Source organism: Streptomyces sp. NPDC047706 (genome assembly GCF_043204795.1).
Classification (GTDB): Bacteria; Actinomycetota; Actinomycetes; order Streptomycetales; family Streptomycetaceae; genus Streptomyces.
Window position 1 is genome coordinate 159,470 of record NZ_JBIDCW010000009.1, and the last position, 19,716, is coordinate 179,185.

Sequence of the window (19,716 nt, forward strand, 5' to 3'; positions counted from 1 at the left end):
GCAGGCCGGGCGGCCGGCACCCGGAGCGGATCGCCGGCCCGCGGGGAGATCACGGCGCACGGTTCGAAGGGCTGTCCGGCGGCAGGTCGCCGCGTACGTGCCGCGGCGGGGGCCACGACGGTGCCGGAGGCGGTGACGGTCCCCCTTCCGGACGCCCGGCGGCGCCCGCCGTTGGAAAGTCTGCCGGTGGTGTCCATACGCACCGGGTGCGAGTCGCGGCTCGGGGATGGTGTCCGGATCTGACACGCGGCGGCCCGCCGGGGTGGACGGGCCGCCACGCCGGTGCTGTCGGATCAGTCGCGGTTGACGACGAACTGCGAGCCCGGCTCGACGCAGACGTCGCCCTGCGCCGATTCGGTGATGGTCACGTTCGTCAGGGTCGCGCTGCCCCTGGCTCCGCTCATCGCGAGGACACCGCAGCCGCCCACCGACTTGTCGATGCGGACGTCGGAGACCTTCACGCCCGGCATCGCGCCGCCGCCCGTCTTGAACTGGATGCCGTCGTAGGTCGAGTCGTGGATGTCGGTGTCACGGATGGTGACTCCGGGAATGTCCGGTCCCTGCGCGAAGAGCGTGATCGCGCCGAACTCCTGTGCCTCGCCCCAGAACGCCCCGCCCGTGCGGTACAGCGCGTTGTCGGCGATGAGGGTCTGCCCGGAGAAGGGCAGCGGGTCGTGGTCGGTCGCCAGCATGATCCCCGGGTAGTTCATGGTGTCGGAGACCACGTTGCTCTCGATCGTGTTGCCGTAACCGCCGTAGACGGCGATGCCGTTGGCCCGCCAGGGCAGCTGGATCGTGTTGTTGCGGAAGTGGTTGTCGTGGCCGACGTCCACCGAGGTGTCCTTGACGTACTTGCTGGCCCAGACCGCCAGGGCGTCGTCGCCGGTGTTGCGGAAGGAGGAGTTGTGGACCGTCGAGTTGCGGGTGCCGTTGGCGAAGTTGATGCCGTCGGCGTAGGTGTTGCGGATCCGCATGCCGGTGAACTCCAGGCCGTCTCCGGGGCCCCACAGCTCGGGGATGTTGGAGTAGTCCCGGCCGGCCCAGACACCGACGTTGGCGTGCTCGATCCACACGTTGCTGATCTTGGTGTTCTTGCCGAACCGGCCGTTGAGACCGACGCCGCCCTCGGCGCCCGCGTCGCCGCCGCGGATGGTGCCGGAGCCGAAGATGGCGATGTCGGAGATCTGCGTGTTGTGGTCGATGTCGAAGCCGAAGTTGCCCTCGTGCGGGTGGTTGATGCCGCCCGCCTGGTGGGGCGGGGTCAGCGTGTACAGCTGCGCGTGCCACATGCCGGCGCCGCGGATCGTCACGTCACGGATGCCGACCTGGTTGTGGGTGCCGCGGTCGAGCGGGTCGTCGGTGAGGATCTTCTGCTCCTGGCGCCACTGCCCGGCGGGTATCCACACGCAGGCGATCTCGCCCTTCTGGTCGGCGGTGACGGCGCGCTGGAGGGCGTCGGTGTCGTCGATGCCGTCGTTGGGGACCGCGCCGTACTCGGTGATGGAGGTGCAGGCGGCCGGCTTGGCGGCCGGGGGCGCGACCTGCTCCAGGTCGATCAGGTCGATGATGTAGAAGTCGGCGGTGTCGCCCGTGTCCCGCTGGAGACGGAACTTCGTGCCCGCCGGATACGACCGGGTCAGCAGGGCGTTCGACTCGTCGAAGAGGCGCCGGGCGTCACCGCCGGGCCGGTTGGTGAGTCCCTCCGGGTCGTCGGTGCTGCCGTAGAGCCAGCTGTGCTTGGAGGACAGCGTCAGCTTGCGGACGAAGGTGTCGTCGGCGTACAGGCTGATGGTGGCCTCGCGGCCGCCGCCGGCCGCGGAGTCGGGGATGGAGTTGCGCACGACGACGGAGTTGGCGGCGTTCGTGGAGGTGAACTCCACGTAGTCGCCTGTGCTGTTGAGGCGGACCGACTGGCGCCCGGAGGACTCGGTGGCGAAGTTGGTGTGCCCGAAGGTGCGCTTCTTGTCGGCGGTGAGCAGCGTTCCGCTGTAGCGGGCGTCCTCGGCCTCGTACTCGGTGTACGGGACCGCGGCTCCGCGTCCGACGACGATGGAGCGGGCGAAGACGTTGTTGTTCTCGTCGGTCTCGGCGAGAGTGCCGGTGGCGTCGGCCGTGGCGGTGAGGGTCGCGCCGCCGCTGGTGGCCGTCCAGGTGCCGCTGATGGCGACGTTCGCCGTCTGCCCCGCGGCGATGGCGCCCGTGATGCCCTGCAAGGTGGTGCCGCCGACGGTGAGGCGGGTGACGGTGCCCGCCGGGACGCCGGTGGTGCCGCGGTTGTCGACCGCGACGGTGAAGGAGACGGGCGTGCCGACCGCGGGTGCCGCCGGGTGGGTGGTGATACCGGTGACCCGCAGGTCCGGCCCCGGGCTCCGGGTGACGGTCAGCTTGGTCGCCGCTGTGCGGCTGTTGTTGCCGTTGTCCAGCTCGGCGACCGTGTCCGTCGGATCGACGGCGGCGGAGACGGTGTACGAGCCCATGGGGCGCCGGCCGACGGGGACGCCGACGGTGGTGGACGCACCGGCGGCGAGGGCGGCGACCGGGGCGGAGCCGGCCACGGTGCCTTCGACGCTGACATGGGTGGTCGTCGCGGGCGCCGGGGCGGTGCCGGCGTTGCGGACGGTGGCCCGGACCGTCACGTCGTCCGCCTCGGACGGGGAGGCCGGGGTCCAGGTCAAGTCGGTCAGGACGAGGTCCGGCGCGGGTGCGGCCGTGCCGAGGACCTGGACCTCCGCGACCTGGGCGCCGGGGGCTCCGGTGTTGGAGAAGAAGGTGAGGCGGACGTCGGCGACGCGGCCGGTCACCGGGATGACGACGGAGTTCTGGCCCGAGGAGGGGCTGAAGGCATAGGTGCTACGGGCCTTGAGCGAGGTGAAGTCCGGGGAACCGTGCGCACGGCCCAGGACCTCCAGGGACTGGGTCCTCGGTCCCCAGATCTGGTCCGGGTTCAGCTTGACGACCACGGCCTCGACGTCCGCGTCCGCGCCGAGCCTGACCGTCAGGCCGGCGAGGAAGCCCGCCGACTCCCAGTAGGTGCCGGTGTTGTCGTCGTTGGCGTTCGCCGCCACGTAGTTCTGCGTCGTCGAGGTCGCCTCGATCGGCTTGTTCCGTGCCAGGTTCGTCCCTTCGACCGGTGGGTCGACCGGGCCCGAGCCGTCCTCGCCGTAGACCTCGAGCTCGGACAGCTGGGCGGCGTTCCAGCCCGTGTTGGACGCCACCTGCACCCGGACGAACCGGGCGGTCGCGGTGGGCAGGTCGATGTTCGCGGTGTTCGCCTGGGACGGGTCGAAGGAGCGCGCCTGCCCGGCGGCGAGGGTGCTGAAGGAGGTTCCGTCGGTGCTGCCGAGGACGGCCAGCGTCTGGGAGCGCGCCTCCCAGCCGGTGGGCAGCTTCAGGACGACCCGATCGAGGGATGTCCGGGCGCCCAGGTCGACCTGCACCCACTGCGGGAAGGAGCCCGTCGGGCCCTCCCAGTACGACTGCTGGCTTCCGTCGGTGACATTGGCCGCCGGGTAGCCGCCGTGCGCTCCCCCGGCCGTCGCCGCTCTCCCGAGGGCGAGGTTGGTCTCCGCCGCGGCATGAGCGGGGGCGGGTAGCAGTCCGACGACGAGCAGGCCCGCTGTCAGCAGACCGACCCCCAGCCGCCTGCTCGGATGTGTGCCTCTCATGGTGGCCTCTCCACGATCCGGGCGCGGCGCGTGACCTCTCGCCGTCTCCCGGAGGCGGGTGTGAACGCGCGCACGCGAATGCCTGGAGGAGGGGCGAGGAGATCACGCGCGGGACCCAGCATGACTCCAATAAGGAACGGCGACGGCAGGACGATTTCTTGAGTGATTCTGTAACTCATTTGCATCGCCAAGGTGACAGGTTTCTACTGCCTGGCAGCTTTGTCAACGGTTCCGTCATGCACACGGCAGACGAGAGCCACCGGAAAGACGACGGCACCGGTAACGGGCCCGCCGAGGGGCCACGGCGATACCGGTGCCGTGGGGTGACGCGACGTCAGATGGGCAGAGGGATGCGGTGCTTGGGCGCGATCAGCGGACCGGCGGCGGGGCGGTCGATCCACGCACGACGAGCTCGGGCTCGAAGAGCAGCTCGCCGGGGTGTGCGTGGGTCCCCTGGATCTGGGCGCACAGCAGGTCCACCGCCGCGCGGCCCATGGCCTCGATGGGCTGACGCACCGTCGACAGGGGCGGTTCGGTGCAGGTCATGAAGGCCGAGTCGTCGTAACCCACGACCGACACCTCGGAGGGGACGGCGAGCCCCCGCCGGCGGGCGGCCCTGATGGCCCCGAGGGCGAGCGGGTCGCTGGCGCACACGATGCCGGTGACCCCGCGCTGCAGCAGCCGGGCCGCCGCGGCCTGCCCCCCTTCCAGTGAGAAGATCGTCCGCTCGACGAGCTCGTCGGCCCACGGCATGTCAGCGGCCTTCGCCGCCGCCGCGGCGGCCTCCAGCTTGCGACGCGAGGGCACGTGATCGGCGGGACCGAGGACCAGGCCGATCCGCTCATGGCCGAGCGAGGCGAGGTGCCGCCAGGCCTGCTCGACGGCGACGGCGTCGTCGCATGCGACACAGGGGAAGTCCAGCCCCTCTATCGACGCGTTGACCAGGACGACGGGGATCTTCCGCTCCGCCAGCTGGTGGTAGTGGTCGTGCGGCGCGTCGGCCTGCGCGAAGAGCCCGCCGGCGAAGATCACGCCCGAGACCTGCTGCTGGAGCAGCAGGTCCACGTAGTCGGCCTCGGAGACACCCCCACGGGTCTGCGTGCACAGCACGGGTGTCAGCCCCTGCTGCGCCAGCGCCGCGCCGATGACCTCGGCGAACGCGGGGAAGATCGGGTTCTGCAGCTCCGGGAGCACGAGGCCGACGAGCCGCGCGCGCTCTCCGCGCAGCTGGGTCGGCCGCTCGTAGCCGAGGACGTCGAGGGCGGTGAGCACGGACTGACGGGTCGCCTCGGAGACCCCGGGCTTGCCGTTGAGGACACGGCTGACCGTCGCCTCGCTGACCCCCACCTTCTTCGCCACCTGAGCAAGTCGTCGCGTCATACACGCAACGCTAGCGCAAAACCGATGCAAGTTGTGTAAGTGGATTGCATCATTTCCTTTCCGGAATCCATCAACGGTCCGGCACGGACTCCCGCTCAGGCCCGCAGCCACACGGCCGTGTCCCGCGGCAGCGCTCCGTCGGTGTCGAGCGGACCGCTGGCGAGGAGCAGCCGTTCATGCCGCGGAAGGACGGCCGGCCGGTCCGAGAGGTTGACGACGCAGAGCAGGCCGCCCGCACGGGCGAAGGAGAGGACACCCTCCTCGGACGGCTGCCAGGACAGGGCGCCGTCGCCCAAGCCCGGCTCGGACCGGCGCAGCCGCAGGGCCTCGCGGTAGAGCGTGAGCATCGACTCCGGCTCGGTGCGCTGACGGTCTACGGCGCGGCGGGCCCAGTCGGGGGGCTGCGGCAGCCAGGGATCCGACGTCGCCCCGAAGCCGTACGACGGTGCCTCGGCCTCCCAGGGCAGCGGCACCCGGCAGCCGTCGCGGCCCGGATCGACGCCGCCGGAGCGGAAGTACATGGGGTCCTGGATGCGCTCCGGCGGTATGTCGGCCTCGGGCAGGCCCAGTTCCTCGCCCTGGTAGAGGTAGACGGAACCGGGCAGGGCGAGGGTGAGCAGCGCCGCGGCACGGGCCCGCCGGGTGCCGAGAGCAAGGTCGGTGGGGGTGCCGAAGCGCTTCTTGGCGAAGTCGAACCCGGTGTCCTCGCGGCCGTAACGGGTGACGGTCCGGGTCACGTCGTGGTTGCAGAGCACCCAGGTGGCGGGGGCGCCGACGGGGGCGTGCTCGGCGAGGGTCGCGTCGATGGTGCGGCGCAGCCGGTCCGCCTCCCAGGGGCAGGTGAGGAAGTTGAAGTTGAACGCGGTGTGGAGTTCGTCGGGGCGCAGATAGCGGGCGAAGCGTTCGGCGTCGGGCAGCCAGACCTCGCCGACGAAGACGGCCCCGTACTCGTCGGCGATCGCCCGCCAGGAGCGGTAGATGACGTGCAGGTCGTCCTGGTCGATGTAGGGGTGGGGATCGACGCCCTCCACGAAGTCGGCGAGCGCGGGGTCCTTCACGAGCAATGCGGCGGAGTCGATCCGCACGCCCGCGACACCGCGCTCGAACCAGAAGCGCAGTACCTCCTCGTGCTCCCTGCGGACGTCCGGGTGGGCCCAGTTGAGATCGGGCTGCTCGGGCGTGAACAGGTGCAGGTACCACTCGCCGTCGGGGACGCGGGTCCACGTGGCACCGGAGAACTGGGAGGGCCAGTCGTTGGGCGGGAGTTCGCCGTTCGCCCCGCGTCCGGGCCGGAAGTGGAAGCGCTCCCGCTCGGGACTGCCGGGTTTGGACGCCAGCGCAGCCCGGAACCAGGCGTGCTGGTCGGACACGTGGTTGGGGACGATGTCGATGATGACCCGGACACCGAGGGCGGCGGCCTCGGCGATCAGCTTCTCGGCCTCGTCGAGGGTGCCGAAGGCGGGGTCGATGGCGCGGTAGTCGGCGACGTCGTATCCGCCGTCGACCATCGGGGAGGCGTACCAGGGGGTGAACCAGACTGCGTCCACGCCGAGTTCGGCGAGATGGGGCAGTCTCGCCCGGACTCCCGCGAGGTCCCCTGTTCCGTCGCCGTCGCCGTCGGCGAAGCTGCGCGGGTACACCTGGTAGATGACGGCGTCCCGCCACCAGGCGTCGGAGCGGGACGAGTGAGGGGCTGCCACGGGGCATTCCTTTCGGGCAGGGCGGATCTTCGCCGTCGGCCCGGATCAGCGGGGCGTCGGACGGGCCGGCGGCGAAGGCTTCGGTGGGGAGGGCTGACCGGGGGCGGGGCGGACCGGGGGCGGGGCGGACCGGGCGGGAATCAGCCCTTGAGCCCGCCGGCGGTGAGGCCGCTCATGATGTTGCGCTGGAAGACCAGGAAGATCAGCAGGGTGGGCAGGGAGGCGATGGTCAGCGCGGCGATCAGCACGTTCACCGGCACGCCGTTGGACAGCGAGTAGATGCCGACGTTGAGCGTCTGCTTGGCGGGGTCGGGCAGGGTGAGCATCGGCCAGAGGAAGTCCTTCCAGACACCGACCACCGCGAAGATCGACACCACGCCCAGGATGGGACGGGAGATCGGCAGGACGATCGCCCACAGGGTGCGCATCGGGGACGCACCGTCCATGGCGGCGGCATCCAGGAGTTCCTTCGGGATCGAGTCGAAGAACCGCTTCAGCAGGAAGATGTTGAACGCGTTGGTGACGGACGGCAGCCAGATCACCCACGGGGTGTTCAGCAGGTTGCGCTCGACGATCGGCACGTCCAGGACCGTCAGGTACTGCGGGACGACGAGCACGGTCGCCGGGATCATGAGCGTGGCGAGCATCATGCCGAGGATCGCCTTGCCCAGCACGGGACGCAGCTTGGACAGCGAGTACGCGGCGGCCACGTCGAGGACCAGCTGGAACCCGAGGGCGCCGAAGGCGTAGTAGAGGGTGTTGAAGAGCAGGGAGGACAGGTCCATGACCTCCCAGGCGCGGCTGTGGTTGTCGGGCGTGAAGGTCTCCGGCAGCAGGGTCGGCGGTGTCCGGACGACCTCCTGGGTGTCCTTGAAACCGCTGGAGACAAGCCAGTACAGCGGTCCGAGGAAGACCAGGGTGAAGCCGCCGACGACCAGGGTGAAGACGGTCCGGTGGACCGCCTTGGCGCGGGGCTTGGCGCGCTGCGCGGGCGAGATGAGCGTACGCGTGGACATGGTGTCTCTCCCCTGGCCTACTCGTCCTCGGCGCGGCTGAGCTTCACGTACGCCGCGGAGAATCCGGCGAGCAGTACGAGCAGGAGCAGGCCGAGCGCGGCCGCCGCACCGTAGTTGTTGAAGTTGAAGGCGTACTGGTAGATGAGGTAGACGACCGTGGTGGTGGAGCCCTCCGGGCCGGCGCCGCCGGTGAGCAGGAACGGCTCGACGAAGACCTGCATGGTCGCGATGACCTGCATGAGCAGCATCAGGGAGAGGACGAGGCGGGTCTGCGGGATGGTGACGTGCCAGATCTTGCGGAAGAGCCCGGCGCCGTCGAGTTCGGCCGCCTCGTACAACTCGCCGGGAATGCCCTGGAGGGCGGCCAGGTAGACGAGTGCGGCGCCGCCCATGTTCATCCAGGTCGAGGCGATGACGACGGAGAGCATGGACAGGTCCGGGTCCTGGAGCCATTGCTGCTGCGGCAGGTGGAGGAAGCTCAGCAGCTCGTTCAGCAGCCCGTATCCGGGGTCGTAGAGGTACTTGAAGAGCAGGACCGAGGCGACCGGCGGCAGCATCACCGGCAGGTAGACGAGGAGCCGGAGGTATCCCTGCCCGTGGTGGAGCTCGTTGATGACGATCGCCACGACGAACGGGACGGCGAAGCCGAGGACCAGCGCCAGCACGGTGAACAGGAGGGTGTTGCGCCACGCCTGCCAGAAGGCCGGATCGTTGAGGACGGTGGTGAGGTTCTCCAGGCCGACCCAGGTCGTCTGCCCGCCCTCGGTCTTCTGGAAGGCCAGGAGGAACTCCCTGACCATGGGATACCAGGAGAACACCGCGAAGCAGATCACGGCTCCGATGAGGAAGCCGTGCGCGGTGAGGTTGCGCCGCAGGCTCCTGGCGAACCGGCCACCGGGCGGTACGGGGCCGGCTTCGCGGGGCGGGCAGTGGCGGGGAGGTCCTGCCTTGCTCGGGGTCAGGCTGGGGGCCGACATCGATGCTCCTTGGTGCTGGACTCGCCTTGTCTGCTGCCGGGGCGGGCGGGCCGCCGCCGGGCGGGGCGGCCGCGGTCGGCAACCGGCCCGCCCGGTCATGTCACTGGTTGGCCAGGACCTGGTTGACCTGCGTCTCGGCGGTGGACAGGAGCTTGCCGACGTCGGCGTTGCGGTTGGTGAGGATGCCGGACATCACGTTGTCGAGGACCTTGTAGATCTCCTGCGCCTTGGGCGGCTCGGCCTTGCCCGCGACGGGGTTGTCCATGAACGTCCTGAAGTTGGCGACCGGCATGGTGGCGTGCTCCGCGCGGGCGGCGTCGTCCTTGGTCTTGGACTCGTTCAGCCAGAAGTTGGGCTGCGGGACACCGACGGGCAGGCCGTCCGCCTTCGCGCGCGCCCAGTCGAACTGGCCCTTGCCGACGGTGAGGTTCTTGAAGTTGAGCCAGGCGACGGCGGCCTTGATCCTGTCGCCGGAGATGCCCTGCTTGATCATGTAGTTGTTGCCGCCGGCCAGGGTGTTCTTGCCGCCGGGTATCGGGCCCATGCCGAAGTTCTCGTACTTCGCGCCGAGTTGCTGGACCATGTACGCGATGTCGTCGGGGGCGGCGAGGAACATGCCGAGCTTGTCGGTGGCGATCTGCTTCTGCAGGTCGCCCCACTTCAGCAACTGGGTCTGGCCCATGCTGTCGTCCTCCCACCGCATGGCGTGGAGGTTCTCGGCGACCTGCCTGCCGAGCTCGTCGTTGAAGGCGGCCTTCCTTCCGCTCGCGTCCACGATGTCGCCGCCGAGGCTGTACATCTGCGCGGTGAAGTGCCAGCCGCCCGTGTTGCCCGCGCTGTACTCGCCGAAGCCGGCGACGCCCTTGCCGAGGCCGGCGATCTCCTTCGCCGCGGCGCGGACCTCGTCCCAGGTGCGCGGCGGGCCGTCGGGGTCGAGGCCGGCCTGCTCGAAGAGCTTGCGGTTGATCAGCAGGCCCATCGTGTAGTTGCTCGTGGGCAGTCCGTAGAGCTTGCCGTCGTGCTTGAGTGAACCGAGGACGTCGGGGTCGATGTCCTTCAGCAGCGGCACGGTCTTGTCGTTGACGTACGCGGAGATGTCGGCGGCGCCGTCGTGGTCCAGCACCTGAGCCAGGTCGGTGAAGTACGTGTAGAAGACGTCCGGCTGGGACTTGGCCTTGAGCATGGCGGTGAAGCGCGGCGGCTCCAGGCACTGGCCCGGGGTGGAGCGGCCCTCGATGGTGACGTTCGGGTAGGTCTTGTTGAACTCGGTGACGTCCTCCTTCCACTCCTTCAGCTCGGCCGCCTTCGCCGCCGGAGGCATGCAGTCGATCGTGATCGTCACCTTCGTCCCCGGGTCCAGCGGGGCGGACGGATCTGACGAGCCGCTCCCCTCGGCACCGCCGCCGTCGTCGCTGCTGCTCGTGCCGCAGGCGGCGAGGGCGGTCAGGGTCAGGGCGGAGACGAGGGCGACCGCGCCGGCGCGGCGGGTACGGCGGAACCGGGCACTTCTCATGGTGGACCCCTTCGGGCATGAACGTGGAGGTCGCCCCACCACCGGTCGGCTGATGCGTTGTGGGGCGGGCCACACTCAACCACCCCCGACAAGTGAACGCAAGATATCGCGTTGACTTCGAAATTGCTCGACAATCAGCTGTCAGAGGGGTGCGGTCCACTGGGATCAGCGGACCGAACCCTGCAAGGCGCACGCCTGGGCCGGGATTGTGGGCCGTGGGCCGGCTCGGTCAAGGGCCACTGTTCGGTTGTCGGTGCCCTGCCCGGCGTGGGTCACGAGCGGCAGGCGTAGGCCGACGGGGCTGGGGGCGGGGCGTACGCCGAGGGAGGTGGAGACCGGGGCCGTATGAGGCCCGTGCTGCCGCCGAGTTCGCCCGCGTTCCGGAACCCGGCGTCCGCCTCGGCATCACCGACGTCCGGCCTTCCGAGGAGCTCGGGGTCAGTACGCGCACCCTGCACCGCGACCTCGCGCTGCTGCGGGAGACGGGAGTCCCCGTCGAGGCGACCGGAGGACCGGCGGCGGGCTGCGCCTCGCACCCGGCTGGTCTCTCGGCCGGGTCCACCTCAACGAGTCCGAGGCGCTCGGCCCGCTTCTCAGCCTCACCTTCGCCGAGAAGGCCGGTCCCCCACTGCTCCTGGACTACCCGCGCTCGATCACCCGCAAGGTCGCAGCGGCGTCCGCGCCGGCGCGGGCACGCCGGATCCTCGCGCTGCGCCGGCGGATCCTGATCGGGCAGGCCGCATCCGTGCCGGTGCCCGCCGGCTGCACCGCACCCCGCCGGCGCTGACGAAAGCACTGCTCGACGCGTTTGCGCGGCGTCGCACCGCCCTGGTGTCCTATGAGGACCGGCACGGCGCGGTCACCGAGCGCCGGATCCAGCCCCAGCTCCCCCAGCACGACATGCCGGTCCGGTACGCCCTGGCGTGGGTCGGCTACGGGACGACGGAGGATGCGGACAGTCCAGCCCCCTCGTTCCCTCACGACCCCAGTCCAGGAGGACGGAAACATGCCCGCTGAACGGCCATCATTGCTGATCTTCGACGTGAACGAGACCCTCAGCGACCTGACCCCGCTGCGCGGCCGGTTCCAAGGGATCGGCGCCCCGGAGGACCTGATGCCGCTGTGGTTCGCCGGGATTCTCCGCGACGGGTTCGCGCTCGCGGCAGCCGACGCCTATGCCGACTTCGCCGGCCTCGCCCGCGACAGTCTGCGCGCACTGCTGGCGGGAACGGCGCACGAGCCCACCGATCTGGAGGCCGCCGTCCACCACGTGGTGTCCGGATTCGCCGAGTTGGAGGTACACCCTGACGTAGCAGCCGGAGTGCGGGCGCTACGCGCGGCCGGATACCGATTGGTGACCATGACCAACGGCAGCAGCGCCCTCACCGAGGGGCTCCTGGACAGGGCAGGCGTCCGGGACTGCTTCGAGGCGTTGTGGGACGTCACCGGTCCTCGCCGCTGGAAGCCGCACCCGCGCGCCTACCGCTACGCGGTCGATCAGGCCGGCGTTCGTCCTGCGCAGGCCATGCTCGTGGCCGTCCACCCGTGGGACGTCGACGGCGCTCAGCGGGCGGGACTGGTCGGGGCCTGGCTGCGGCGCGGGCGCACCGCCTACCCGCGCTCGCTGACCGAGCCCGCACTTGCCGCTGAGGACCTCGCAGAACTTGCGTGCGTCATCGGCTGATCGCCATGGCGGCCATCGCCACGCGGGTGGCCGCGTCGGCGCATCCACCGCGGCGGCCTCGGCATTGGGCATGGGCATGGGCATGGGCATGGGCATGGGCATCTGGATCGTCGGTCTCCGTGCCGGTCATGGACACCACGACGATCACTCTGGTCGCGGGGCTCCTCGGCTCCGCCGACTTCTTCGTCGGCCGGCTGGTCCACCTGACGATCACGCTGTTCCCCAACGAGGGCCGGGTCCGCTTCTTCCCGGTCTCCGCCGACGGCAACGCCCTGCCCTGCGCCATCATCACCCCGAGCGCCGCCTTCGGTGAGATGGTGCTCCTCGGGCAGCGGATGTACGCGCGCAGGCCGACGTCACCGAACCGTAAGCACCCGCCCTGCCTCCACGCGCCCGCCACCGGCTTACAGTTCGACCGACCCCGATCACCAGGAGCTGTCCTTCATGCGTGCCCGTCTGCTCTTCCCGACTGTCATGGCCGCCACCGCGCTGACCCTGGCCGGTTGCGGCACCCAGGACAACACCGCCTCCAACGGCCCAGCGGCCTCGGCCAGTCCTACGACGTCCGGCACTTCGACGGCGGAACAGGACAGCGTGGGAACGTCAGCGGTTCCCGAGGCACTCCGGTTCACCGGCACGACCGTGGACGGCCGGCCCTTCGACGCAGCCACACTGGCGGGCAAGCCCACCGTGCTGTGGTTCTGGGCCCCCTGGTGCCCCACCTGCAAGGCCCAGGGCCCCGAAACCGCCAAGGTCGCCGCCCAGTACCAGGGCAAGGCGCACGTGATCGGGGTCGCCGGACTCGACAAGCGCCAGGCCATGCAGGACTTCGTCAAGGACACTGGAGTCGGCAGCTTCCCGAACCTGTCCGACGAGGCCGGGGAGATCTGGAAGAAGTTCGAGATCACCCAGCAGAGCTTCTACGTGGTTCTCGACAAGGACGGAAAGGCGGTCTTCACCGGCAGCCTCCCGGCGGGCGACGGCCTCGCCGACAAGTTGAGCCCCCTCGTCGGCTGAACCGCCATGTCCGACCTGCCCCTCGCCCTCGCCCTCACCGCGGGCATGCTCGCGGCCGTCAACCCCTGCGGCTTCGCCCTCCTTCCCGCCTACCTCTCCCTCCTCGTCCTCGGCGACGACCACCCCACCCGCGCCGCCGCCCTCACTCGTGCCCTGGTCGCGACTGCCGCGATGACCGCCGGATTCGCCGCGGTGTTCGCCCTGTTCGGACTCGCCATCGCACCCGTCGCCGGCCAAGTGCAGCAACACCTGCCCTGGTTCACCATCGGCTTCGGACTGCTGCTCACGCTCGTCGGCGGCTGGCTCCTCGCCGGCCGCAGCCTGCCCGCGCTGGGCCCCAGACTGCGCCGCGCCCCCGCCGTCACCCGCTCCCTGCCGTCCATGGCCCTGTTCGGTGCCGCCTACGCCGTCGCCTCCCTCGGCTGCACCATCGCCCCCTTTCTCGCCATCGTCGTCTCCGCCTTCCGCAGCGGATCCACCCTCGAAGGCATCACCCTGTTCACGGCGTACGCAGTCGGCATGGGCCTGATCGTCGGCACCGCCGCCCTGTCGGTCGCCCTCACCCGCAGCGCCCGCGTCGGCCGCATGCGCCGCTTCGGCTCCGTCGCCTCACGCACCGGCGGCGGCCTCCTGCTCCTGGTCGGCGCCTACGTCGCCTACTACGGCTGGTACGAGATCCGCGTCCAGGACGACCCCACCACCCAGGACCCCGTCATCGACACCGCCGGAACGGTCCAGCGCGCCCTCGCCGACGCCCTGGACGCAGCAGGCCCGGGAGTCATGGCCGTCGTCCTCGCCGTCCTGCTCGTCATCGGGGTCGTGGCACTCCGCCTACGCCCCCGTACGGCATCCAGGAAGTCGACGGAGCCCGACAAGGCACCTGCCCCCTAGGCAGGCCGCGACACCAGGGCATCCGTCGATCCGGCGCGGCTACCCGGCTGAGCCGGCGGGTCCGGGCAGTCGGTGGTGACACCTACCCGCCACCTTCTGGTCAGATCTCCTCCTGCGAGCCTGAACCTCTACCCGTCAGGGACCCGCACAGCGTGCGCGTGCCGCTGAGTCGCCTGCACTCCTGGGCCGGCCGTCCGGCGTCCCGGTCCGCTCAGGCAGGGTACGCGTGCGTCTGCGTCGCCTTCACCGTCGCCCAGACCTCACCTCCGGGGCGGAGCCCCAGTTCGGCGGCGGCGATGGTGGTGAGGTCGGCGGCGAGGGGGAGTTCGCCGGTGAGGGCGGCGCGGATCTGGTCGCCGTGGGTCTCCAGGCCGGCGACCTCGCAACGCCAGTGGTTGCGGGCGCTGGAACCGGCGGGGCGGTCCCGGTGCAGGGTGACCGCGCTGGGCGGGAAGGCGACGAAGACCGGGCCGGTGAGGTCCTCCGTGGTGGTGATCGCGGGCCCGTCGTCGATCTGGACTGTCTGTCCTGCGGCCAGTCCGCGGTAGAGGTTCAGGCCCACCAGATGGGCGATGTAGTCGGTGCGCGGACGGCGGGCGATGTCGGCGGGGGTGCCCTCCTGCACGACACGGCCGTGCTCGATGACGACGAGGTGGTCGCCCAGGACCATCGCGTCCAGCGGGTCGTGCGTGACCAGCACGGCGACCGCCTCGAAGCCGGCCAGGTGACGGCGGAGTTGGGCGCGGACGTCGAGCCGGGTACGGGCGTCGAGGGCGGCCAGCGGTTCGTCGAGCAGCAGCAGACGCGGGCGGGTGGCCAGGGCGCGGGCCAGCGCGACACGCTGGGCCTGGCCGCCGGAGAGCCTGCGTGGCTTGCTGCCGGCCTGGTCGGCGAGGCCCATGCGGTCCAGCCAGCCGGCGGCCTCGGCGCGGGCCTGCGCCTTTCCGGCGCCGTGGCAGCGCGGTCCGAAGGCCACGTTGTCCAACGCGGTGAGGTGAGGGAAGAGCAGGTAGTCCTGGAAGACGACGCCGACCGGGCGGGACTCCGGGGGCGTACGGTCCAACTCGGCGCCGTCGAGGCGCAGATGGCCGCCGGTGAGCGGAACGAGGCCGGCTAGTGCGCGCAGCGCGGTGGTCTTTCCGGCGCCGTTGGGACCGAGGAGCGCGACCACGTCACCGGGCGCCGCGGTGAGCGCCACGTCGAGCCGGAAGGCGCCGCGCTCCACCACCAGCCGGGCGTCGAGCCCCTCGGAGGCCGGGGCCGAAGCCCTCATGGGGGTCTTCTCGGTGTCGGTCATGAGGCGGTCATCCAGCGGTCACGCAGCCCCGCGAGGACCGCGATGGACACGGCGAGCAGGACCAGGCTGAGGGCGACAGCCGCCTCCGGGTCGCTCTGGAGGGCGAGATAGACGGCGAGGGGCATGGTCTGGGTGCGGCCGGGGAAGTTGCCGGCGAAGGTGATGGTCGCGCCGAACTCACCGAGCGCCCTGGCCCAGGCCAGCACGGCGCCCGCGGCGACACCGGGGGCGATCAGCGGCAGCGTGACCCGGCGGAACGCGGTGAAACGGGACGCACCCAGGGTCGTGGCGGCCTCCTCGTAGCGCGGGTCGGCGGCGCGCAAGGTGCCCTCCACGCTGATGACGAGGAAGGGCATCGCGACGAACGCCTCGGCGACCACGACACCGGTGGTGGTGAACGGCAGCGTGAGCCCGAACCAGTCGTCCAGCCACCGTCCGACGACCCCGTTGCGGCCGAGCGCCATCAGCAGCGCCACACCTCCGACCACGGGTGGCAGGACGAGCGGCAGTGTCACCAGGGCACGGACGAGCCCGCGCCCGCGGAACTCGACCCGGGCCAGCAACCAGGCCAGCGGGACCCCGATCACCAGGCTCACCGCGGTCGCCGCGGTCGCGCAGATCAGGGACAGCTGGAGCGCCTGCCACACCTCGGGGCTGGTGAGCAGGTCGGGCATGCTGCGCCAAGGGGCCCTGAACAGCAGGGCGAGGAGCGGCAGGACCAGGAACGCCAGGCCGATCAGCGCGGGCAGCAGCAGGGGCAGCGGGGCTCCTCGGAGGACGCCCCGGCTCTTGCGGCCGGGGTGGACGCGCCGACGCCCCGCGCCGGCGGACACGCTGTCCGCGGCGTCGGCCTTCCCCTGCGAGGAACCGGTCACGGCGTGAGGAACCCGGCCTCGGTCAGGACCTTCTGGCCCTCGGCGGACTGCACCAGCTCGACGAAGGCCTCGGCGGCCCCGGTGTTCCGCGAGCTCTTGAGCAGGGTGATCGGGTAGTCGTTGACGGCGTCGGCCGATTCGGGGAAGTCCACGCCCTCCACCTTGTCACCCGCCGCGCGGACATCGGTCTTGTACACGACCGCGGCGTCGGCCTCCATGAGAACCACCTTGTTGAGGGCGGACCTGACGTCCTCCTCGTAGGAGACGGGCGTGAGCTTCAGCGCGCTCGCGCCGAGGGCCTTCTGCGCGGCGGAGCCGCACGGCACCGTCCTGTCGCACAGCACGACCTTCAGGCCCGGGTTCGTGAGGTCCTCGAGGGAGGCGATCCTGTCCGGGTTGCCCGGCAGGGTGGCGATCTCCAGCTGGTTGCGGACGAAGGCGGCGGGCGTACCGGAGGCGTCCCCCGCGTCCGTGACGATCTTCATCGTCTTCGGGCTGGCCGAGGCGAACACGTCCGCGGGGGCGCCACCGGTGATGCTCGCGGCCAGCGCGTCGCTGCCGCCGAAGCTGAAGGTCACCTCCGTACCGGGGTGCAGCTTCTCGAACTCCTTGCCCAGCGTCGTGAAACTCTCCTTCAGCGACGCGGCGGCGAAGACGGTCACCTCTCCTGACACCTCTCCGGAGGCGCCGGCCGACGCGGAGGAACCCGACCGGGCCGACACGGAGTCCTCCGAGGACGAGCAGGCGCTCAGGGCCAGCAGTGCGGCGGCACCCGCGCCGGTCACCTTCAGCATCCGGTGGGTCCGGCGCATGGAACGGGTCATCACGGGTCCACTCCCTCTGGTCCTGACGGACCCAGCCACGGCCTTCCGGCCTTCTGCGCTGCCTCTCGACGACCACACGGCTGATCACCCCAGCCGCCGGAGCACCGGCTCCGCCCGGTACGGCGGTCCGCGCCTGCGGTCCGGGAGACCTCCATACGCCGATCATACTGGCGCAGATGCTAGGGAAAAGTCCCCTGTTGCTTTGTATGAGGCGCGATCTCGCTCCATATGCATGGCATGTGCGTTCCTACAGAACGGTTGCCCGGGGTCCGCATGCGCCGCAGGTGCCGCTCGACGGTCCTGGAACGGCGCAGGAAGAACGGTCCTCGCTGCTCGGAGGGATCGCCCGAAGGGCCGAGGAGGCCGAGACGACCCGGTGGCGGCCGGTGGCGAACGCCGGGCACCAGCACGAGCGCCGACGACCACGCCCGGCCCGTCACCGCATGGGGACGGGCGAACTGGTCTCCCGGGCACGGCCGATCACCGGCAGCTCCCCGCGTCACCCCTCGAGCCGGGCCTTCTGCCGGGCCCGGTACGCGGCCACGTTCCTCCTGTTGCCGCACGTCTCGTAGGAGTGCCACCGCCGGGTACGGCTGCGGGTGCTGTCGTAGAAGGCGTGGCCGCAGCGCTCATCGGCGCAGACGCGGATACGGGACCAGGTGCCGTCCTCCACCAGTTCCGCCACCGCGAGGGTGATGCCGCCGATCACGGGGTCGCCGGTCACCTGCCGCATCCGCACCTTCCCGGGCGCCGAGAACTCCTGCCGCAGCGTGACGGACGAGGTCCTTTCGGAGAGTTCCGTCCAGGCCTTCGCCGCCTCGGTCCCGTCCTGCCCCGTCACGAGGTTCACCAGGGTCGCGCGCAGGGCGCGGATCCCGGCGAGGCCCTCCGGTGACACCTCCATCGCGCCGGAACGGCGGAACGGGCGCAGAACGGCGCTCGCCGTCCCCGGGTCCGAAAGCGTGTCCGGCAACGACCGAACGCTCCTGTGGGCCCGGGAATTCAGCAGGGCGACGACCGCGGCGGCAGTCGCGGGCACGTCCCGCGCGGACTCCGATCGCTCCCTCGTGGTCATCTCTCCACCCTAACGAACATGGTCATTTCCAAGAAGGGGATTACCTCGCCGGCTGCCCGCGTTGGGGCATGGACAACCGCGATTGAACGATCCTCACGCCCTTCCCGCCGGCCACCGCCCGGACCTTCGCGCCGGTCACCGCCCGCACCCCCTCCGAGGAGAATCCGACGTGTACCCCACGCTCCTGGCGGGGCGGATACCTCGCCCCGTCGCCTTCTGGCTGCTGGCCTTCACACTGCTGGCGATCCTTGCCGCGTCCGCCGCCCCCTCCCCGCTCTACGTCGTCTACCAGGACCGCTGGGGCTTCTCGCCGACCGTCCTCACCACGATCTTCGCGATCTACGTCGTGGCCCTGCTGGTCGCGCTGCTGACCGTCGGGGGACTCTCCGACCACATCGGCAGGCGTCCCGTGCTCGCCGGCGCACTGATCGTCGAGGTCGCGTCCATGGTCGTCTTCCTGACCGCCGACGGTGTCGGGCCGCTGCTCCTCGCGCGGGCCCTGCAAGGACTGGCGACAGGTGCGGCGACCGGTGCCATCAGCGCCGGGCTGCTGGATCTGCAGCCGTCACCGGCCTCGTCCCTCGGCCCACTGCTGAACAGCCTCGCGCCCGCTGTCGGACTGGCCGCCGGTGCGCTGGGCACGGGACTGCTGGCGCAGTACGCGCCGGCCCCCACCACGCTGGTCTTCGCCTTGTTCGCAGTCCTCTTCGTGGTGCTGGCCGCGGCCGTTCTCCTGCTGCCGGAGCCGGTCACGCCGCGCCCGGGCGCCTGGGCCTCGCTGCGGCCGCGGGTGGCCGTGCCGTCCCATGCCCGCAGGACCTTCCTGACGGCCGCTCCCGCCCTGATCGCCACCTGGGCACTGGGTGGCCTCCACCTCGCGCTCGGCCCCTCGCTGACCACGGAGGAGCTGCACATCGCCAGTCATCTGGTCGGCGCACTGGTGGTGACCACCCTCTTCGGCGCGGGAGCGGCCGCTTCACTGCTGGTGCACGGCGCACCGCGGCGGGTGACGGCCGCCGGGCCCCTGGTGCTCGCCACCGGGACCGGTCTCACCCTGCTCGCCCTCGCGGTGTCCTCGGCACCCCTGTTCTTCCTCGCGACCGCCGTCGCCGGTGCCGGCTTCGGCAGCTCCTTCCTGAGTGCCTTCCGCTCGCTCGCCGCGCTGGCCGGCCCCGGGGACCGGGCGAAGCTGATCGCCGCCGTCTACGTCGTCAGCTATCTGGCCCTCAGCGTTCCCGCCGTGCTGGCGGGGCTCGCCGTACCGTCGCTCGGTCTGAACGCCACGGCCACGCTCTACGGCGCCGGGGTCATCGTGTTCGCGCTGCTGGCCACCGGGTCGGAGTTCGCCGGCCGCAGGACTTCCGTCACGGGCCCGGTACTCGTGGCCTCCTCGACGGACCGTGACGTCGCGCCCGACCGGCTGGAGGTGGCCGCGGCGGGCCGGGCCACGGATTCCGGGCCGAGGCACGGCAGCTGACCGCGAGGACAGCAGGGGGCGCGAGAGCGCGGAAGGACATTTCGCGGGACGCAGCCTCGACGAGGCACGGGAACTGTGGGGGGCCGGTCTGGAACCGGCCGGAGTACGGGAGTCGCTGCCGCAGCCCCGCCTGCTGGTCGTCAAGGAAGGCGGTCGCGAGGCCACCGCCTTCGGCGACGCGGGCGTGTGCACGGTGCCCGCCCTGCGCGGAGAGGTGGGGGAGGTGGTCGGGGCGGGGGACGCGTTCGCCGCCGGATTCCTCGCCGGCCTGCTGCGCGACGGGGACATGGAACGCGCACTGCGGCTCGGACACGTCACGGCGGGT

16 protein-coding genes and 1 pseudogene are annotated in these 19,716 nt (G+C 71.1%); 6 read left to right on the forward strand and 11 right to left on the reverse strand.

What is annotated here, in order from left to right:
- Window positions 1-293 precede the first annotated feature (293 nt).
- From ACGF8A_RS13555 to ACGF8A_RS13580, 6 genes are all read right to left on the reverse strand, one after another.
- Window positions 294-3,665 (reverse strand): CARDB domain-containing protein, encoded by a 3,372-nt coding sequence (locus ACGF8A_RS13555; protein WP_393107486.1) that lies wholly within the window; start codon window positions 3,663-3,665, stop codon window positions 294-296.
- 369 nt (window positions 3,666-4,034) lie between these two features.
- On the reverse strand, window positions 4,035-5,045 hold the full coding sequence (locus ACGF8A_RS13560) for a LacI family DNA-binding transcriptional regulator (protein ID WP_393107488.1): 1,011 nt from the start codon (window positions 5,043-5,045) through the stop codon (window positions 4,035-4,037).
- Window positions 5,046-5,140: 95 nt separating this feature from the next.
- Complete coding sequence (locus ACGF8A_RS13565; protein WP_393107490.1) at window positions 5,141-6,745, reverse strand: glycoside hydrolase family 13 protein; 1,605 nt, start codon at window positions 6,743-6,745, stop codon at window positions 5,141-5,143.
- Between the two features lie 140 nt (window positions 6,746-6,885).
- Window positions 6,886-7,761 carry a carbohydrate ABC transporter permease gene (locus ACGF8A_RS13570; protein ID WP_393107492.1) on the reverse strand — a complete coding sequence of 292 codons (876 nt, stop codon included), beginning with the start codon at window positions 7,759-7,761 and terminating at the stop codon, window positions 6,886-6,888.
- A 17-nt stretch (window positions 7,762-7,778) separates the two neighbouring features.
- On the reverse strand, window positions 7,779-8,738 hold the full coding sequence (locus ACGF8A_RS13575; RefSeq protein WP_393107494.1) for a carbohydrate ABC transporter permease: 960 nt from the start codon (window positions 8,736-8,738) through the stop codon (window positions 7,779-7,781).
- Window positions 8,739-8,838: 100 nt separating this feature from the next.
- On the reverse strand, window positions 8,839-10,251 hold the full coding sequence (locus tag ACGF8A_RS13580; protein ID WP_393107496.1) for an ABC transporter substrate-binding protein: 1,413 nt from the start codon (window positions 10,249-10,251) through the stop codon (window positions 8,839-8,841).
- Window positions 10,252-10,466: 215 nt separating this feature from the next.
- Here ACGF8A_RS13580 and ACGF8A_RS13585 point away from each other — a divergent pair, with 215 nt between their 5' ends.
- Complete coding sequence (locus ACGF8A_RS13585; protein ID WP_393107498.1) at window positions 10,467-10,979, forward strand: helix-turn-helix domain-containing protein; 513 nt, start codon at window positions 10,467-10,469, stop codon at window positions 10,977-10,979.
- On the opposite strand, the gene ACGF8A_RS13590 is transcribed toward ACGF8A_RS13585, so the two are convergent.
- On the reverse strand, window positions 10,891-11,232 hold the full coding sequence (locus tag ACGF8A_RS13590) for a hypothetical protein (protein WP_393107676.1): 342 nt from the start codon (window positions 11,230-11,232) through the stop codon (window positions 10,891-10,893). The genes ACGF8A_RS13585 and ACGF8A_RS13590 overlap by 89 nt on opposite strands.
- A gap of 25 nt (window positions 11,233-11,257) precedes the next feature.
- On the opposite strand from ACGF8A_RS13590, the gene ACGF8A_RS13595 reads away from it, so the two are divergent.
- From ACGF8A_RS13595 to ACGF8A_RS13605, 3 genes are all read left to right on the forward strand, one after another.
- A complete protein-coding gene (locus ACGF8A_RS13595; protein ID WP_393107501.1) occupies window positions 11,258-11,935 on the forward strand; it encodes a haloacid dehalogenase type II in 678 nt (225 codons plus the stop codon).
- Between the two features lie 444 nt (window positions 11,936-12,379).
- Complete coding sequence (locus ACGF8A_RS13600) at window positions 12,380-12,952, forward strand: TlpA family protein disulfide reductase (protein ID WP_393107503.1); 573 nt, start codon at window positions 12,380-12,382, stop codon at window positions 12,950-12,952.
- A gap of 6 nt (window positions 12,953-12,958) precedes the next feature.
- The gene (locus ACGF8A_RS13605; RefSeq protein WP_393107505.1) at window positions 12,959-13,843 is read left to right on the forward strand and encodes a cytochrome c biogenesis CcdA family protein; all 885 of its coding nucleotides are present in this window, start codon (window positions 12,959-12,961) and stop codon (window positions 13,841-13,843) included.
- Between the two features lie 211 nt (window positions 13,844-14,054).
- Here the strand turns inward: ACGF8A_RS13605 and ACGF8A_RS13610 are convergent, their stop codons facing one another.
- The 4 genes from ACGF8A_RS13610 to ACGF8A_RS13625 all read right to left on the reverse strand — a co-directional run bounded on the left by ACGF8A_RS13610 (window position 14,055) and on the right by ACGF8A_RS13625 (window position 17,812).
- The gene (locus tag ACGF8A_RS13610; protein ID WP_393107508.1) at window positions 14,055-15,140 is read right to left on the reverse strand and encodes an ABC transporter ATP-binding protein; all 1,086 of its coding nucleotides are present in this window, start codon (window positions 15,138-15,140) and stop codon (window positions 14,055-14,057) included.
- Window positions 15,137-15,973: a molybdate ABC transporter permease subunit gene (gene modB / locus ACGF8A_RS13615; RefSeq protein ID WP_393107664.1), complete on the reverse strand. Its 837-nt coding sequence runs from the start codon at window positions 15,971-15,973 to the stop codon at window positions 15,137-15,139. Before modB ends, ACGF8A_RS13610 begins: the two co-directional genes overlap by 4 nt.
- A 38-nt stretch (window positions 15,974-16,011) precedes the next feature.
- Window positions 16,012-16,839: a molybdate ABC transporter substrate-binding protein gene (modA, locus tag ACGF8A_RS13620; protein ID WP_393107510.1), complete on the reverse strand. Its 828-nt coding sequence runs from the start codon at window positions 16,837-16,839 to the stop codon at window positions 16,012-16,014.
- A 499-nt stretch (window positions 16,840-17,338) separates the two neighbouring features.
- On the reverse strand, window positions 17,339-17,812 hold the full coding sequence (locus ACGF8A_RS13625; RefSeq protein ID WP_393107512.1) for a CGNR zinc finger domain-containing protein: 474 nt from the start codon (window positions 17,810-17,812) through the stop codon (window positions 17,339-17,341).
- Between the two features lie 271 nt (window positions 17,813-18,083).
- On the opposite strand from ACGF8A_RS13625, the gene ACGF8A_RS13630 reads away from it, so the two are divergent.
- Together ACGF8A_RS13630 and ACGF8A_RS13635 are read left to right on the forward strand one after the other, a co-directional pair.
- Window positions 18,084-19,391: an MFS transporter gene (locus ACGF8A_RS13630; RefSeq protein ID WP_393107514.1), complete on the forward strand. Its 1,308-nt coding sequence runs from the start codon at window positions 18,084-18,086 to the stop codon at window positions 19,389-19,391.
- Window positions 19,315-19,692: pseudogene (locus ACGF8A_RS13635) on the forward strand (PfkB family carbohydrate kinase); the annotation flags it as partial. The gene ACGF8A_RS13630 and the pseudogene ACGF8A_RS13635, both read left to right, overlap by 77 nt.
- Between the last annotated feature and the right edge of the window lie 24 nt (window positions 19,693-19,716).